Genomic DNA, 15,332 nt, shown 5'->3' with positions numbered 1-15,332 from the left:
ATGCCCGAGCCTCGCCTGCTCATCGGCCCGTTGCTGCGCCGGGTCGTCGGCACCCGGGCGACGGTGTGGGTGGAGACCAGCGGGCCCGCGGTGGTCACCGTCCGCACGGCCGACGGCGCCACCGGCTCCGCACCGACCTTCTCCGCGTACGACCACCACTACGCGCTGGTGGTGGTGGAGGGGCTCACCCCGGACCACGCCACCACCTACGAGGTGCTGGTCGACGACGAGCTGGTCTGGCCGGTGGCCCGGGACGGCTTCCCGCCCAGCGTGATCCGGACCAGGGCGGCAGACGACCGGGACCAGCCGGTCAGCCTGATCTTCGGGTCGTGCCGGGAGACCACCCAGCACAACACCGCCCGCAAGCTGCCCCCGGACGCGCTCGACGCGTACGCCCGCCGGCTGATGGCCGCGCCCGACCCGGACGACCTGCCCGACCTGCTGGTGCTGCTCGGTGACCAGGTCTATGCCGACGTCACCTCGCCCACGGTCAAGCGGCTGCTCAAGCGGCGTCGGCGGCGGCCGAAGGACGCCCCGGCCGACCAGGTGGTCAGCTTCGACGAGTACACCAAGCTCTACCTGGAGTCGTGGCGCGACCCGGAGATCCGCTGGCTGCTGTCCACCGTGCCGAGCGTGATGATCTTCGACGACCACGAGGTGATCGACGACTGGAACACCTCGAAGTCGTGGCGGACCGACATGCGCCAGCAGGCCTGGTGGGCCGAGCGGATCCGCAGCGGCCTGGCCTCCTACTGGGTCTACCAGCACCTGGGCAACCTGGCCCCGGACGAGATCGCCGCCGACCCGCTCTACGCCAAGGTCGTCGCCGCCGAGGACGCCACCGACGTGCTGCGCGAGTTCGGCGAGCGGGTCGACAAGGAGGCCGACGAGGCGCACGACACCGAACGCTGGCGGGCCGTGCAGTACCAGTGGAGCTACGCGCTGGATCTCGGCCGCACCCGGCTGGTCATGCTGGACAACAGGTGCAGCCGGGTGCTCGAACCGGGTGCCCGGTCGATGCTGCCGGCCGGCGAGTGGTCCTGGTTCCTGGACCGGGCCCACGGGGTCTACGACCACCTGGTGGTCGGTGCATCGCTGCCCTGGCTGCTGCCGCCGGGCATCCACCACGTGGAGGCGTGGAACGAGAGGCTGGCCGACTCGGGCCGGCCGTGGGTCGCCGGGCTGGCCGAGAAACTGCGCCGGGCGCTGGACCTGGAGCACTGGGCCGCGTTCCGCCGGTCGTTCGACGCTCTCGGCGCGCTGTTCGTCAGGCTGGGCAGCGGCGTCCCGGCCACCGCCGGTGACCGGGTCGGCGCGGGGCCCGCGTACCCGGCGCCGGCGTCGATCAGCGTGCTCTCCGGCGACGTGCACCACTCGTACGTGGCCCGCGCCCGGTTCGACGATCCGGCGGTGCGTACCCCGGTGCACCAGCTCACCTGCTCCCCGATCCACAACCAGGTGCCGGCGGCGATGCGCCCGCTGATGAAGCTGGGTTGGAGTTCCGGGCCGGCGGCGGCCACCCGGGCGCTGGCCCGCTCCGCCGGGGTACGCCGCCCGACGGTGCGCTGGAAGAAGCTCGCCGGCCCGTACTTCGGCAACGCGGTGAGCACGCTGCGCCACACCGGACGCGAGGCGGTGGTGCTGATCGAGGGCACCACCAGCGACGGGCACCTGCGTGAGGTGGCCCGGCAACGGCTCTCCTCGGCGAAGTGACCTCCGCCACGTACCCTCGGTGCCGTGGACGATCATCTGCCGGAGACGCTGCGCGTGCTGGAGCACGAACTGACCGCGTTGCTCCGCCGGGGGCGGGCGTTGTCCTGGGAGATCGCCCGGGAGGTGCACCCCAACCTGGAGCCCAACGCGTACGGCCTGCTGCTGTGGCTGCGCCGGTCCGGGTCGACCCGGCTGACCGACCTGGCCGCCCAGCTGGGTATCGGTAAGGGCACGTTGAGCCGGCAGATCCAGGGGTTGGAGACGTTGGGGCTGGTGCGCCGCGACCCGGACCCGGTCGACCGGCGGGCGGCGCAGCTGCGGCTGACCGAGGAGGGCACCAGGCGCTTCGACGCGGCCCGGTCGGCCCGGATGGACCAGATCAACAGGTCGATGGAGACCTGGCCGAAACGGGACGTCGAGGAGTTCGCCCGCCTGATGCACCGGTTCAACGAGACCTTCTGAACCCGGGCTCTGTTCCCCGGGCCGGGGGAATAGAGCCGCGTCACGTCCGGTTGTTGCTTGAGGCAACGAACGCTTACGGTTGCCCGAGGCACCCTTTTCACCACCAGCGGAGGCAGCGACGATGACCCAGGCGACAGCGCCCACCCGGGCGACCGGCGTCGAGATGACCCACCGGCAGATCCTGGAGGCCCTCTCCGGACTGCTGCTGGGCATGTTCGTCGCGATCCTCTCCTCCACGGTCGTCTCCAACGCGCTGCCGCGGATCATCACCGAACTCAGGGGCGGCCAGTCCGCCTACACCTGGGTGGTCACCTCGACCCTGCTGGCGACCACCGCGACCACCCCGATCTGGGGCAAGCTCGCCGACCTGACCAGCAAGAAGATCCTGGTCCAGCTCTCCCTGGTCATCTTCGTGCTGGGCTCCGTGCTGGCCGGGCTGTCCCAGTCCACCGAGCAGCTCATCGCCTGCCGGGTGCTCCAGGGGGTCGGGGCCGGCGGCCTCACCGCCCTGGCCCAGGTGATCATGGCGACGATGATCGCGCCCCGCGAACGCGGCCGGTACAGCGGCTACCTCGGCGCGGTGCTGGCCCTCGGCACCATCGGCGGCCCGCTGATCGGCGGCGTCATCGTCGACACCTCCTGGCTCGGCTGGCGCTGGTGCTTCTACGTCGGCGTGCCGTTCGCCATCGCCGCCCTGGTGGTGCTCCAGAAGACCCTGCACCTGCCGGTCGTCAAGCGCCAGGTGAAGATCGACTGGTGGGGCGCGACCCTGATCACCGCCGCCGTGTCGCTGCTGCTGATCTGGGTCACCCTGGCCGGCGACAAGTACGACTGGCTCTCCTGGCAGAGCGCCGTCATGGTGACCGGCGCGGTCGTGCTCGGCACGCTCGCCGTCCGGGTGGAGAACCGGGCCAGCGAGCCGATGATCCCGCCGCGGCTGTTCCGCAACCGCACCATCACCCTCGCCGTCGTCGCCAGCATCGCCGTCGGCGTGGGCATGTTCGGCGCATCGGTCTTCCTCGGCCAGTACTTCCAGATCAGCCGGGGCGAGAGCCCGACCATGTCCGGCCTGATGACCATGCCGATGATCCTCGGCCTGCTGGTCTCCTCCGTCGTCGTCGGCCGGATCATCACCCGGACCGGCCGCTGGAAGCGCTACCTGGTCGCCGGTTCCGCGCTGCTCACCGCCGGCTTCGCGCTGATGGGCACGATCCGCTACGACACCCCGTACTGGCACCTTTCCATCTACATGGCGCTGATCGGGCTCGGGCTCGGCATGACCATGCAGAACCTCGTCCTCGCCGTGCAGAACACCGTCGCCGCCCACGAACTCGGCGCGGCCAGCTCGGTGGTGGCGTTCTTCCGCAGCCTCGGCGGCGCGGTCGGGGTCTCCGTGCTCGGCGCGGTCCTCGGCCACCGGGTCAAGGACTACATCGCCGACGGCCTCACCGCGCTGGGCATCCCGGCCTCCGGCTCGGGCAGCGGCGGCGTCCTGCCCGACGTACACACCCTGCCGGGCCCGATCCGGATCGTGGTGGAGAGCGCCTACGGCCACGGTGCCGGCGACATCTTCCTGGCCGCCGCCCCGTTCGGGTTGATCGCCCTGATCGCGGTGATCTTCATCAAGGAGATCCCGCTGCGCCAGCACACCGGGGACGCCGTGACCGACACCGTCACGCAGGAGTCCGCCGTCGCGGCGGGCGCCGGGGCGGCGGTGGTCCGCACCGGGACCGACCGGTGAGCATCCCCGTCGAGCGTGAACAGTACGGCCCGCAGGCCCGCCCGCAGCAGTTCGAGCGGGGCACCGACGGGCCCCGGGTGGTGCTGGTCGGGGTCGACGGCAGCCGGACCTCGCTGCGGGCCGCCGCCTACGCGGCGGGGCTGGCCCGTCGACAGTGCGCCGGACTGGTGGTGGTCTTCGTCAGCGCCCCGGCCGGCTACGCCAGCATGATGCCCGGAGTGGTGGCCGGGGCGGTCCAGCAGACCCACGACGAGTTGGCCGACGAGCTACGGCAGGAGTGCCGCCGGGGTGCGGAGGAACTGGGCCTGCCGGTGACGTTCCTGTGCCGGCGCGGGGACGCGTACACCGAGCTGCGGGCGGCGGCCGACGAGTCCCGGGCGGACCTGGTGGTGGTCGGCTCCTCCGAACAGGCCGGGCACCGGCTGGTCGGTTCCGTCGCCACCCGGCTGGTCCGCACCGGCCGCTGGCCGGTCCTCGTCGTCCCCTGACCGGACCGGGTCCGGGGAATGTCGGACCGGTCGGCGAGGATGCCCGGCATGACCTGGCGTGCACCGGAGATCACCCGAACCCCTGAACTTCCCGTCGGCGACGAGCGGGCCATGCTGGAGAGCTGGCTCGACTACCACCGGCAGACCCTGCTGCTCAAGTGCGCCGGGCTGACCGCCGAGCAGTTGCGCACCCCGAGCGTGCAGCCGTCGACACTGACCCTGCTCGGCCTGGTCCGACATCTCGGCGAGGTGGAGTCCTGGTGGCTCCGGGAGAACTTCGCCGGCCAGCAGGTCGACTACCCGTACTTCACCCCCGACGATCCGGACGCCGACCTCGACGTCAGCCATGCCGACGCCGAGGCCGACTTCGCCACCTACCACCGGCAGGTCGAACTGGCCCGCGCCGCCGTCGCGGGCCGCTCGCTCGACGAGACGTTCACCGAGGTCGGCACCAAGAAACGGACCTTCAGCCTGCGCTGGGTCTACCTGCACCTGATCGAGGAGTACGCCAGGCACAACGGCCACGCCGACCTGATCCGGGAACGCCTCGACGGGGTCACCGGCGAGTGATCCCGCCGCCGGTCGGCGCAGCCGGCCTGGACGTACTCCTGGCCGGCCTTGTGCACCCCGACGACCGTGGTCCCCTGACCGCTCTCCGCCCGTGGGCACGGCACCCGATCGCGGCCCGCGGACACCCGTCGTGACCGGATGACCGACCATCACCGTCCGCGAGATGGCAGCAGCGCTCCGCAGCGCCGATGAGCGGCGTGCGTCCACACCGGATGATGGAGACATGGGTGAGGTCTTCCGCCGCCGCCCGCCCGGCAGGCGGGTGGTGGTGCTGTTGGTGGCGGCGTTGCTGGCCGCCGCCGTGGCCATCGTGCTGCTCCGTCGTCCCGCCGATGGCACAACGCTGCGCCCCGGCTGGGCCGGCACCGAGCAGGCCGGCTGGATCGCCGGCATCATCAGCGCGGTGTTCTCCCTGGTCGGCACCGTCGCCGCCGTACAGGCCCTGCGCGTCGGCCGATCCGACCGCGCACCGGCGACCGGCCGTCTGGTGCAGGTCGGACGAGTGCCGCAGTCCGCATCCTGGTTCCAGGACCGACGCGCGCAGCTGGACCTGACCCGCGTCGCCCGGACCGGTCGCACCGCGGTGCTCACCCAGGTGCTCTCCGGTATGGGCGGTGTCGGCAAGACCCAACTCGCGGCCCAGTTCGCCCGGCGGCTGGCCCACACCGGCGAACTCGACCTGCTGGTCTGGATCACCGCCATCAGCCGGGACGCCATCCTCGCCGGTTACGCCCAGGCGGCCCGGCAACTCCACCTGGTCGATCCGACCGTGGACCCGGAGCAGGCCGCCTCGACGCTGCTGAACTGGTGCGAACGCACCGACCACCGCTGGCTGGTGGTGCTGGACAACCTCGACACACCGGCCCATGCGGCCGGCTGGTGGCCGCCCGCCAACCGCCACGGGCGCACGATCGTCACCACCCGCCGACGCGACGCCGTCCTCGCCGCCGAGGGACGCGTCCTGGTCGAGGTGGGGCTCTTCAGCGAGGTCGAGGCCGCAGGTTATCTGCACCGGGCCATCGCCGACCCGGGCCGGCTGGCCGAGGCCGGACAACTCGCCGCCGATCTCGGCCATCTGCCGCTGGCCGTCGCCCAGGCCGCCGCCTTCATCCGGGACCGGGGGCTCGACTGCGCCGGCTACCGCCGGCTACTCACCGACCGCCGGCGGCGGCTCGACGAGTTGGTGCCCCAGCCGGACGCCCTCCCCGACGACCACCGGGCGACGGTTGCGGCAACCTGGTCGCTGTCTATCGACGTCGCGGACGCGGCGGTTCCCACCGGCCTGGCCCGGCCGGTGCTGAACCTCGTCGCGCTGCTCGACCCCAACGGTGTCCCCACCGCGCTGCTCACCACCGCGCCCGTCCTGGCCTACCTCTCCGACGCCCGCGGGGCCGACGGCGCGGTTACGACAGATGTCGACGACGTGGATCGAGCCCTGCACAACCTGCACCGGCTCAACCTGATCACGCACGATCCGCATGGGGGTGCCCTGCGGGCGCATGCACTGGTGCAGCGCGCCACACGCGACCAACTCGTCGAGAAGCAACTCGCCCGGATCACCCGGGTCGCCGCCGGCGCGCTGCTGAGCCGGTGGCCCGAGACCGAGACCCGTCCCGCCGTGAGTCAGGCGTTCCGGGCCAACGCCGTAGCGCTGCACGACCACGTCGGCGACCTGCTGCTCGCCAACGACCTGCACGACGTGTTGATCCGCCTCTACAGCAGCCTGGGGGAAGCTGGACTGGTCCGGGCCGCCTGCGCCGGCTCGGAGCAGGCCATCGCCGACTCCGCCCGGCTGAACGGGCCGGACCATACCGCCACTCTCGCATTCCGCCTGCTGCACGCCTTCTACCAGGGGCGGGCCGGAGATGCCGCCAGGGCTGCGGAGGAGTTCACCACGTTGACTGCCGACTGCGTCCGGGTGCTCGGCCCGGACGCCCACCTCACCCTGACCACCCGGCACAACATCGCCTTCTGGCGGGGGGAGGCGGGCGACCCCGCCGGTGCCGCCGAAGCCACCGCCGAGGTCCTCGCCGACCGGCTCCGCGTGAACGGCCCAGACCATCCGGAGACACTGAACACCCGAGGAAGCCTGGCCTGGCTACAGGGAGAGGCGGGTGAACATGCCGAGGCAGTCGTCGCACTCCGTGAACTGCTCGCCGACTGCCGGCGGCTACTGGGTCCCGAACACCACGTCACCCTGAAAGCCCGCAGCGGCCTGGCCTTCCAGCTCGGCGCATCCGGAGATCACGCCGCCGCCGTTACCGAGACCCGGACCCTGATCGCGGACTACACCCGGATTCTCGGCGTCGAACATCCACTGACGCTGACCGCGCACCGGAACCTGGCCTGGTGGCAGGGCTGCACGGGAGACCCGCAGGGTGCCACCGAAGCCCTGGAGGAGCTGCTCGCCACCTGCCTGCGGGTGTTCGGATCGGACCATCGGCTCACCGCGGACGCCACCGACGCCTTGACGTACTGGCGGCAGCATGAACAGTCCGACATCATCAGCGACGAGTGACCCGCCCGCCCGGGGTCAGAGCCCCAGCGCCGCCCGCAGGTAGCGCAGACCCTCCGGCCCGCTCCACCGGTACGCCGACAGCCCCGCCGCCCGCGCCCCCCGGACCGCCCAGTCCTCGTCGTCGACGAAGAGCACCCGGGCGGGCGGGGTCTCCAGGGCGGCACAGGCGGCCTGGAAGTACTCCTTCGCCGGCTTGTGCACCCCGACCACCGAGGAGTTGACCACCACGTCCAGCTCGCCGACCAGACCCAGCTCGGCGAGGTCGGTGTCGAGCAGGTCGGTGGCGTTGGTACCGAGACCGACCCGGACGCCGCCGGCCCGCGCCGCGCGGACGAGGGCCAGCACGTCGGCGTCGACCTCGCCCCGGTAGCGCTGCCACTGCTCGACCGCCGCCCGCGCCCGCTCCGGGCCGACCGACTCGCTCAGCGCGTCGGCCACACTGGACATCCAGTCGGCGTGGCTGACCTGCCCGGTCAGCACCGGTTGCAGCCGCCCCCAGTGCATGGCGATCTCGCCGAGCACCCCGGCGGCGAGGCCGTACTCCCGTTCGACGCCGGCGGCCACCGCCGGGTCCCAGTGCCGCAGCACGCCGTCGAAGTCGAGCAGGAGCGCCGTCGGCCGTTCCCGTGCCACTAGTGATTCTCCTCGTGTCCGTCGGACCGCTCGGCGTCGGTCCGGTTGAGCCGTTGGCTGATCACCTGGGTGACCCCGCTGCGCATGGTCACGCCGTAGAGCGCGTCGGCGATCTCCATGGTCCGTTTCTGGTGGGTGATGACGATCAGCTGGCTCTTCTCCCGCAACTGGGCCAGCAGGGTGATCAACCGGCCCAGGTTCACGTCGTCGAGGGCCGCCTCCACCTCGTCCATGATGTAGAACGGGCTGGGCCGGGCCCGGAAGATCGCCACCAGCATCGCCACCGCGGTCAGCGACCGTTCGCCGCCGGAGAGCAGCGACAGCCGCTTGATCTTCTTGCCGGGCGGCCGGGCCTCCACCTCCACGCCGGTGGTGAGCAGGTCGTCCGGCTCGGTGAGGATCAACCGGCCCTCGCCGCCGGGGAACAGCACCGTGAAGACCTGCTCGAACTCGCGGGCGGTGTCTTCGAACGCGCTGGCGAAGACCTCCAGGATGCGCTCGTCCACATCCTTGACCACGGTGAGCAGGTCACGGCGGGTGGCCTTGAGGTCCTCCAGCTGCTCGGAGAGGAACTTGAAGCGCTCCTCCAAAGCGGCGAACTCCTCCAGCGCGAGCGGGTTGACCTTGCCGAGCAGGGCCAACTCCCGTTCCGCCTTGGCGGCCCGCTTCTCCTGCACCGGCCGCTCATAGCGGACCGGCTCGGGCACCGGCAGGCCGTCGCGTTCGGCCGCCGCCACGTCCACCGGGGTCGGCGGGACGGGCTGGGTCGGGCCGTACTCGGCGACCAGGGTCTCCACGTCCAGGCCGAAGTCCTCGGCGGCCTTGGCCTCCAACTGCTCGATGCGCAGCCGCTGCTCGGCCCGGGCCACCTCGTCCCGGTGCACCTGGCTGGTCAGCCGCTCCAGCTCCGCGCCGAGCCGCTTCGCCGCGCCGCGTACCTCCTGGAGTTCGGCCTCCCGGGCGGCGCGTTCGCGGGCGACCGCGTCGCGGTGCTCCTCGGCCCGCGCGATGGAGGTGCCGAGCCGGGTCAGCGCCTCGCGAGCACCGCCGACCACGGCGCGGGCGATCGCCGCGCCCCGGGTCCGGGCCGCCCGCCGGGCCGCCGCCCGCTCCCGGGCCGCCCGTTCGGCGGTGGCCTGCCGGGCCAGCGAGTCGGCCCGGCCGGCGATCGAGGCCACCCGCTCCTCGGCGGTACGCACCGCGAGGCGGACCTCCATCTCGTTCTGCCGGGCCCGGGGCACCATCGCGGCGAGTTGGTCCCGTTCCTCGGTGGAGGGTTCCGCGTCGATCGGGGTGTCCTCGGCCAGCCGCAGCCGTTCCGCCAGCTCGGCGAGGGCGGCCAGGTCACGTTCCCGGGCCGCCTCGGCGCGGGACCGGCTCTCGCCGAGCCGGTCGGTCTCCGCCTTCGCCGACCGGGCCGCCGCGCCCAGCTCGGCCAGCCGGCGGGCGGCGGCGTTGCGGTGGCTCTCCGCTTCCCGCTTCGCGGCGGCGGCGTGCTGCACCGCCTCCTTGGCCGCAGTCACCTCGGCCCGGGCGTCGACGAGTTGTTCGCGCAGCTCGGCGGCCGTCCGCTCAGCGGTGTGCCGGTTGGTGCGGGCCTCCTCCACGGCGGCCTGCACCTCGATGAAGCTGGCCGCCTTGGCCGACCCGCCGGCCGCCGCGTACGCCCCGACCACGTCACCGTCCGGGGTGACCGCGCGCAGCTCCGGGTTGCCGGCGACCAGCTCGGCGGCGGCGGCGAGGTCGTCGACCAGCGCCACGTCGCGCAGCGCCCGGTGCACGGCGGGACGCAGCTCGGGGGCGCACTCCACCAGGTCCGGCGCCCATCTGGCGGTCTCCGGCAGCCGGGGGCGCAGCGCGTCGGCGGAGCCGGTCATGCCGGGGCCGGCGGGGCTGCCGACCAGCAGGCCGGCCCGGCCGGCGTCGGAGATCTTCAGCAGCCGCATCGCCTCGACGGCCTCGTCGACACCGGTGACCGCGACCGCGTCGGCCAGCCCGCCGAGCGCGGCGGCGAGCGCGGCCTCGTGGCCGGCGGCGACGGTGAGCAACCCGGCCAGGCTGCCCAGCAGACCGGGCACCTCGTCGGCGCGGGCGAGCAGCGCCCCGGCACCGTCCTTGCGGCGCAGCCCCAGGGCGAGCGCCTCCTCGCGGGCCTTCCACGTCGCGGCATCCTTCTCGGCGGCCCGCTCGGTGTCGGCCAGCGCCCGGACGGTGGCCTGCGCCCGCTCGTGGGCGGCCACCGCCTCGGCGTGCCGGTCGTCGAGTTCGGCGTTGTCCCGGTCGGCCTCGGTGGACTGTTCGGCGACCGCGTCCAGCTCGGCCTGGGCCTGGTCGGCGCGGGCCAGCGCGTCGGCGTGGGCGGCGGCGAGCCGGTCGATCTCCTCACCGGCGCTGGTGGTCCGCGCCTGCGCCGAGTTCACCTGCCCGGTCAGCCGGGCCAGCCCCTCCCGCCGGTCGGCGATCGCCTTGGCGGCGGCGACCAGTTCCCGCTCGGCGGCGGCGAGCTGCCGTTCCAGCTCCTGCCGGTGCTCGACGGCCTCGGCGAGCCGGATCTGGTCGTCGGTGAGCGCCGCGCGCAGCTCCTCCTCCTGCTCGCGGACCCGCTGCGACTCGGCCTCCAGCTGGTCGGGGTCGCGGCCGGGGCGCTCGTCGTCGCCGGTGGCGCTGAGGTGACGCAGCCGCTCCCGGGCCAGTTGCTCCACCGAGCGGAACCGTTCGGACAGGGCGGAGAGCTTGTACCAGGTATCCTGGGCGGCGGCGAGCAGCGGCGCATCCTCGGCCAGCGCCGCCTCCAGCTCACCGAGGCGGCCCTGGACCTCGACGTGCTCACCCTCGATCTGTTCGCGCCGCTCCCGCAGCGCCGTCTCGTCGGCGATCTCCTTGTCCAGGGTGACCCGCAGGGTGTGCAGGTCGTCGGCGAGCAGCCGGAGCCGGGCGTCGCGCAGGTTGGCCTGGATGGCGGCGGCCCGGCGGGCCACCTCGGCCTGTCGCCCCAGCGGCTTGAGCTGACGGCGCAGCTCGGCGGTGAGGTCGGTCAGCCGGTTGAGGTTCGTCTGCATCGCGTCGAGCTTCCGCAGCGCCTTCTCCTTGCGCTTGCGGTGCTTGAGGACGCCGGCCGCCTCCTCGATGAACGAGCGGCGGTCCTCCGGCTTGGCGTGCAGCATGCCGTCCAGCCGGCCCTGACCGACGATGATGTGCATCTCCCGGCCGATGCCGGAGTCGCTGAGCAGTTCCTGGATGTCGAGCAGCCGGCACGAGTCGCCGTTGATCTCGTACTCGCTCTCGCCGGAGCGGAACATCCGGCGGGTGATGGAAACCTCGGTGTACTCGATCGGCAGCGCGCCGTCGGTGTTGTCGATGGTGAGGGTGACCTCGGCCCGGCCCAGCGGCGCCCGACCGGCGGTGCCGGCGAAGATGACGTCCTCCATCTTGCCGCCGCGCAGCGCCTTGGCACCCTGCTCGCCCAACACCCAGGCGATCGCGTCGACGACGTTGGACTTGCCGGAGCCGTTCGGGCCCACCACGCAGGTGATCCCGGGCTCCAGCTTCAGCGTCGTGGCGGAGGCGAAGGACTTGAACCCCTTCACCGTCAGACTCTTGAGATGCACCTGTCCGATCCTCGTCCGGTGGCCACCGCAGGCATCGCGGGCTGCGCGGACCTGATGAACCCGCAGACTAACCCGTGGGTACGCGGTGAGCGGCACGCGACCCGCCCCGGCATCCCCGGTCGCACCGCGCACTCGGGGGTGGAATTGATCGGAGTGCGCCACGCCACATCGGTTCGCAAGATCGCGAATTGGTGGGCGGTAGAAATGTGGCGGACAGCACTGCGCGCCGGCACAAAAGTGTCGGCGCGCTTTTTCGCGGTGGTGCTGTTCAGTTTTCTGCGATGCCGAGGATCAGGTGAGCGCCGGCTCGGCCAGCCGGAGGAGGTCGTCCACCTCCGCCGCAGCCGCCGCGAGCCGATCGTTGTCGGCACGCAGGCGCGTGATCTCGAACTCCAGGGCCTGGACCCTGGAACGCAGTCGGGTGACCTCGTCGAGCAGACGCCGGTCGGGCGCTGCACCTACGTGGCCGTAGAGGGCCTTCGCCATGCTGACTCCTTGATATGCGCTGCCGGAAAAGCCGGCCAACGCGCGCCCATTTCGTGTTCGCGACTACTACCAGGCCATCGGAATCCGGGCGTGGCTGGGCGCGACTGGCGACACCTACATATTGAGCGACAACCCCTCGTTCGTCAAGTTCTCGCAGGCCGTAGATCATCTCCACGTCTGCCCTGTGCACTTGCCGAGGGGGCCGCAAGGCTCGGACACTCTCTGTCCGGACTTCTTGACTCTACGCCTCCCCCGCCGGGTACGGTGACCCTGAACGGTCGCCCCGCCTTAACTCTTCCTTAGCCACATTGCCGCTGTTCCGTGGCCGCCGTAGCGTCACCCCGGCCCGCAAGCGACCCGTGGAGGCGACAGGCGTGTACGGCTGGACCGATCCGAACGACCCGGACGCCGCATACCGACGGCCGCAGCCGTCGACGGACGACCCGGCCTGGCTGACCGACCGTCCCGAGCCCCGCTCGGCGTACCTCTTCGGTGACGACCCGACGCCGGACGGCCCGGATCGGACCGGCCCCGACCCGGCCGGCACCTCCGCCGGGCGCTTCGCGGGTGGACCCGACCGCTGGGCCGCCGGACCGCCCCCCGCCGGTGACCACCGGACCGACGCGGCACCCGGCCAGCACCCGGCGGAACCGACCGGAACGTGGCAGAACGAGCCGGCGGACCGGTGGCGCGACGAGCCGACCGGCCGGTGGACCGCAGCGGCCGCCGAGCAGTGGCCGGCCACCGACCGGACCGACCGTCGGCAGGATGAACCGACCGGGACCTGGCAGGACGACCGGACCGACCGCTGGCAGGCTGACCAGACCGGTCCCACGCAGGGCGGGCACGCCGGTTCGTGGCAGGACACGCCGACCGGGCAGTGGCAGGGCGAATCCGACGGGCAGTGGCAGGGCGAACCGGCCGGTGGCTGGCAGGGCGGGCACGCCGACCGGTGGCCGGACACGCAGGGCGGGCAGACCGACCGGTGGCACGGCGAGCCGGCCGGGACGTGGGGTGGCGAGCAGGCCGGGCCGTGGCACGGCGATGCCGCCGACCGCTGGCAGGACACCCACGGTGAGCCGGCCGACCGGTGGCAGGACGAGCAGACCGGGCAATGGCAGGGCGAACCGGCCGGGACGTGGGGCGGGGACACGCACCCGGCCACCGAGCAGGACGGGCCCTGGGTGGGCGGACCGGACGGGCGGCAGGCGTACCTGAGCGGAGCCGGTTCCGGGCCTGCCGACCGGAACGCCACCGTGCTTGCCTCGGCGGTCGTGCCGGCCGGCGGACCGACGACACCCACCGGCGACGGCCGGCCGACACCCACCGGCCCCGGCCGGCCGCGTCGCCGGCTGAAGCGTCCGGTGCTGATCGGTGGGGCCGCCGCGGCGGCGACCCTGGTGGTGAGCCTCGGCATGGGCGCGCTGCTGCTGCCCGACGACGACGGCAACGCCGACCGGGCCGCCCTCGACGAGCCGGTGGCCACCGCGCCGGTCATCCCGGACACCGCCCCGGACACCAGTGCCCCGGCCTCCCCCAGCGCGTCGCCGAGCCCGGCACCGACGTCGGCGAGCCCGTCGCCGAGCCGGACCGCCACCCCGACGCCCACCCCGAGCCGGACCCAGGCGGCGTCGCGGCAGACCGCCCGGGGCGGCTCCGGCACCGTGGCCCCGGCCGCCCCCACCACCACCCGGGCGGCGGCCAGCGGCGGCGGTGGGGGCAGCCAGGCCCAGCAGGTCGTCGACCTGGTCAACGCCGAGCGGGCCAAGGCCGGCTGCGCGGCGGTCACGGTGGACGCCAAACTGACCCTCGCCGCCCAGCAGCACAGCCAGGACCAGGCCGACCACGAGACCATGACGCACACCGGCAGCGACGGCAGCAACGCCGGGCAGCGGCTGGACCGGGCCGGCTACGCCTGGCGCACCTACGGCGAGAACGTCGCCTGGAACCAGCAGACCCCGGCCGCGGTGATGGACGCCTGGATGAACAGTTCCGGCCACCGGGCCAACATCCTCAACTGCGCGTTCACCGAGATCGGCGTCGGGGTGGCCAACGGCAACGGGCCGTACTGGACGCAGGACTTCGCCGCCCCGCGCTGACCGGGGGACGGCCGGCCCCCGGCGACGACGTGACCGCGTCGTCGCCGGGGGCTTCTCGTTTGACCGGGTAAGGCGTGCGGCGTACCGCACGGGACCCGGGAGCCGCCGATGCGCATCCGGCCGTCAGCGTCCGCGACGCGCGGCGGGTCGCCCCTGCCCACCCGGCCGCCGCGCCACCACCCGGCCCGCCGGGTGCTGCCGGCCACGCTGGCGCTCGCCCTGCTGACCCCGGTGTACGCCTGCCGTCCCGACCTCGGACCGCCCGGTGCACCGACCCCGTGGCCGACCGGCGTGGCCCGGCAGTGGCGGTGGCAGTGGCAGCTCACCGGCCCGGTCGACACCACCGTCGACGCCGACGTCGTGCTGCTCGACCCGGTCCGGGTGAGCACCGCCGAGACCGGGGAACTACGTCGGCGTGACCGGCGGCTGATCTGTCACGTGCCCGTCGGGACGTACGCCGGCACGGACCCGGACGCCGACCGCTACCCGGCGGCGGTGCGCGGCGGTGCCGCCGGACGGCCCGGCACCCGGTGGGTGGACGTCAGGCGGTGGGACCTGCTGCGACCCGTCCTGGCCGACCGGTTCCGGCTCTGCCGGGGCAAGGGGTTCGGCGCGGTGGCCCTCATCGACGCCGACGGGTACGCCCACCGGTCGGGTTTCCCGCTCGGCTTCGACGACCAGTTGCTGTTCAACCGCCGGGTGGCCGGGCTGGCCCGCTACCTGGACCTCTCCCCCGGCCTGGTCGGCGACGTCGATCAGGTGGCCGCCCTGGCCCCGGACTTCGACTTCGCGGTCGACCAGGAGTGCGTCAGGTTGCGCCGCTGCGCCCGGCTGCTCCCCTTCGCCGACGCACACAAACCGGTGTTCCACGTCGAGTACGCCGGTGACCCGGAGCAGTTCTGCGTGACCAGCACCGGCTACGGCTTCGCCTCGATCCGCAAGCACCGGCAGCTGGACGCCTGGCGGGTGCCCTGTCCCGGCGTCGGCGGGCCGGTCCCCGGCACACCGCGGTGA

Annotated in this window: 11 protein-coding genes; 8 read left to right on the top strand and 3 right to left on the bottom strand. The window is 73.2% G+C overall.

The annotated features are described in order from the left end of the window. From JQN84_RS03140 to JQN84_RS03115, 6 genes are all read left to right on the top strand, one after another. The gene (locus JQN84_RS03140; RefSeq protein ID WP_204956858.1) at positions 1-1,713 is read left to right on the top strand and encodes a DUF7800 domain-containing protein; all 1,713 of its coding nucleotides are present in this window, start codon (positions 1-3) and stop codon (positions 1,711-1,713) included. Between the two features lie 24 nt (positions 1,714-1,737). After that, positions 1,738-2,175, top strand: coding sequence for a MarR family winged helix-turn-helix transcriptional regulator (locus JQN84_RS03135; protein WP_307820975.1), 438 nt, complete (start codon positions 1,738-1,740; stop codon positions 2,173-2,175). 121 nt (positions 2,176-2,296) lie between these two features. Then, complete coding sequence (locus tag JQN84_RS03130; RefSeq protein ID WP_204956857.1) at positions 2,297-3,916, top strand: MDR family MFS transporter; 1,620 nt, start codon at positions 2,297-2,299, stop codon at positions 3,914-3,916. Then, entirely contained in the window at positions 3,913-4,404 is a 492-nt protein-coding gene (locus tag JQN84_RS03125; protein ID WP_281899848.1) for a universal stress protein, read from the top strand. Before JQN84_RS03130 ends, JQN84_RS03125 begins: the two co-directional genes overlap by 4 nt. Positions 4,405-4,452: 48 nt before the next feature. Then, a complete protein-coding gene (locus tag JQN84_RS03120) occupies positions 4,453-4,974 on the top strand; it encodes a DinB family protein (protein WP_204956856.1) in 522 nt (173 codons plus the stop codon). Positions 4,975-5,197: 223 nt separating this feature from the next. Continuing rightward, positions 5,198-7,492 (top strand): tetratricopeptide repeat protein, encoded by a 2,295-nt coding sequence (locus JQN84_RS03115; RefSeq protein WP_204956855.1) that lies wholly within the window; start codon positions 5,198-5,200, stop codon positions 7,490-7,492. 15 nt (positions 7,493-7,507) lie between these two features. Here JQN84_RS03115 and JQN84_RS03110 read toward each other — a convergent pair whose 3' ends face one another. From JQN84_RS03110 to JQN84_RS03100, 3 genes are all read right to left on the bottom strand, one after another. Further along, positions 7,508-8,125 (bottom strand): HAD family hydrolase, encoded by a 618-nt coding sequence (locus tag JQN84_RS03110; protein WP_204956854.1) that lies wholly within the window; start codon positions 8,123-8,125, stop codon positions 7,508-7,510. Beyond that, positions 8,125-11,733, bottom strand: a complete 3,609-nt coding sequence (gene smc, locus JQN84_RS03105; protein WP_204956853.1) for a chromosome segregation protein SMC — start codon at positions 11,731-11,733, stop codon at positions 8,125-8,127. Before smc ends, JQN84_RS03110 begins: the two co-directional genes overlap by 1 nt. 291 nt (positions 11,734-12,024) lie before the next feature. Beyond that, positions 12,025-12,219: a hypothetical protein gene (locus tag JQN84_RS03100; protein ID WP_067305353.1), complete on the bottom strand. Its 195-nt coding sequence runs from the start codon at positions 12,217-12,219 to the stop codon at positions 12,025-12,027. Positions 12,220-12,527: 308 nt separating this feature from the next. Between JQN84_RS03100 and JQN84_RS03095 the strand changes: the two genes are divergently transcribed. Further along, positions 12,528-14,318, top strand: coding sequence for a CAP domain-containing protein (locus JQN84_RS03095; RefSeq protein ID WP_239484642.1), 1,791 nt, complete (start codon positions 12,528-12,530; stop codon positions 14,316-14,318). 108 nt (positions 14,319-14,426) lie between these two features. Next, positions 14,427-15,332, top strand: a complete 906-nt coding sequence (locus tag JQN84_RS03090; protein WP_204956852.1) for an endo alpha-1,4 polygalactosaminidase — start codon at positions 14,427-14,429, stop codon at positions 15,330-15,332.

Origin of the sequence: Micromonospora humidisoli (assembly GCF_016900955.1) — a bacterium.
In the GTDB taxonomy this organism is placed as follows: Bacteria; Actinomycetota; Actinomycetes; order Mycobacteriales; family Micromonosporaceae; genus Micromonospora; species Micromonospora wenchangensis.
Note: the sequence above shows the minus strand (reverse complement) of the source record. Positions and strands in the feature narration are given on the sequence as shown.

What these genes read in the sequence shown, in the direction of transcription:
- JQN84_RS03115 (WP_204956855.1), top strand. Translation starts at nt 5,198, where the DNA reads ATGGGTGAGGTCTTCCGCCGCCGCCCGCCCGGCAGGCGGGTGGTGGTG.
- JQN84_RS03120 (WP_204956856.1), top strand. Translation starts at nt 4,453, where the DNA reads ATGACCTGGCGTGCACCGGAGATCACCCGAACCCCTGAACTTCCCGTC.
- JQN84_RS03140 (WP_204956858.1), top strand. Translation starts at nt 1, where the DNA reads ATGCCCGAGCCTCGCCTGCTCATCGGCCCGTTGCTGCGCCGGGTCGTC.
- JQN84_RS03130 (WP_204956857.1), top strand. Translation starts at nt 2,297, where the DNA reads ATGACCCAGGCGACAGCGCCCACCCGGGCGACCGGCGTCGAGATGACC.
- JQN84_RS03100 (WP_067305353.1), bottom strand. Translation starts at nt 12,219, where the DNA reads ATGGCGAAGGCCCTCTACGGCCACGTAGGTGCAGCGCCCGACCGGCGT.
- JQN84_RS03090 (WP_204956852.1), top strand. Translation starts at nt 14,427, where the DNA reads ATGCGCATCCGGCCGTCAGCGTCCGCGACGCGCGGCGGGTCGCCCCTG.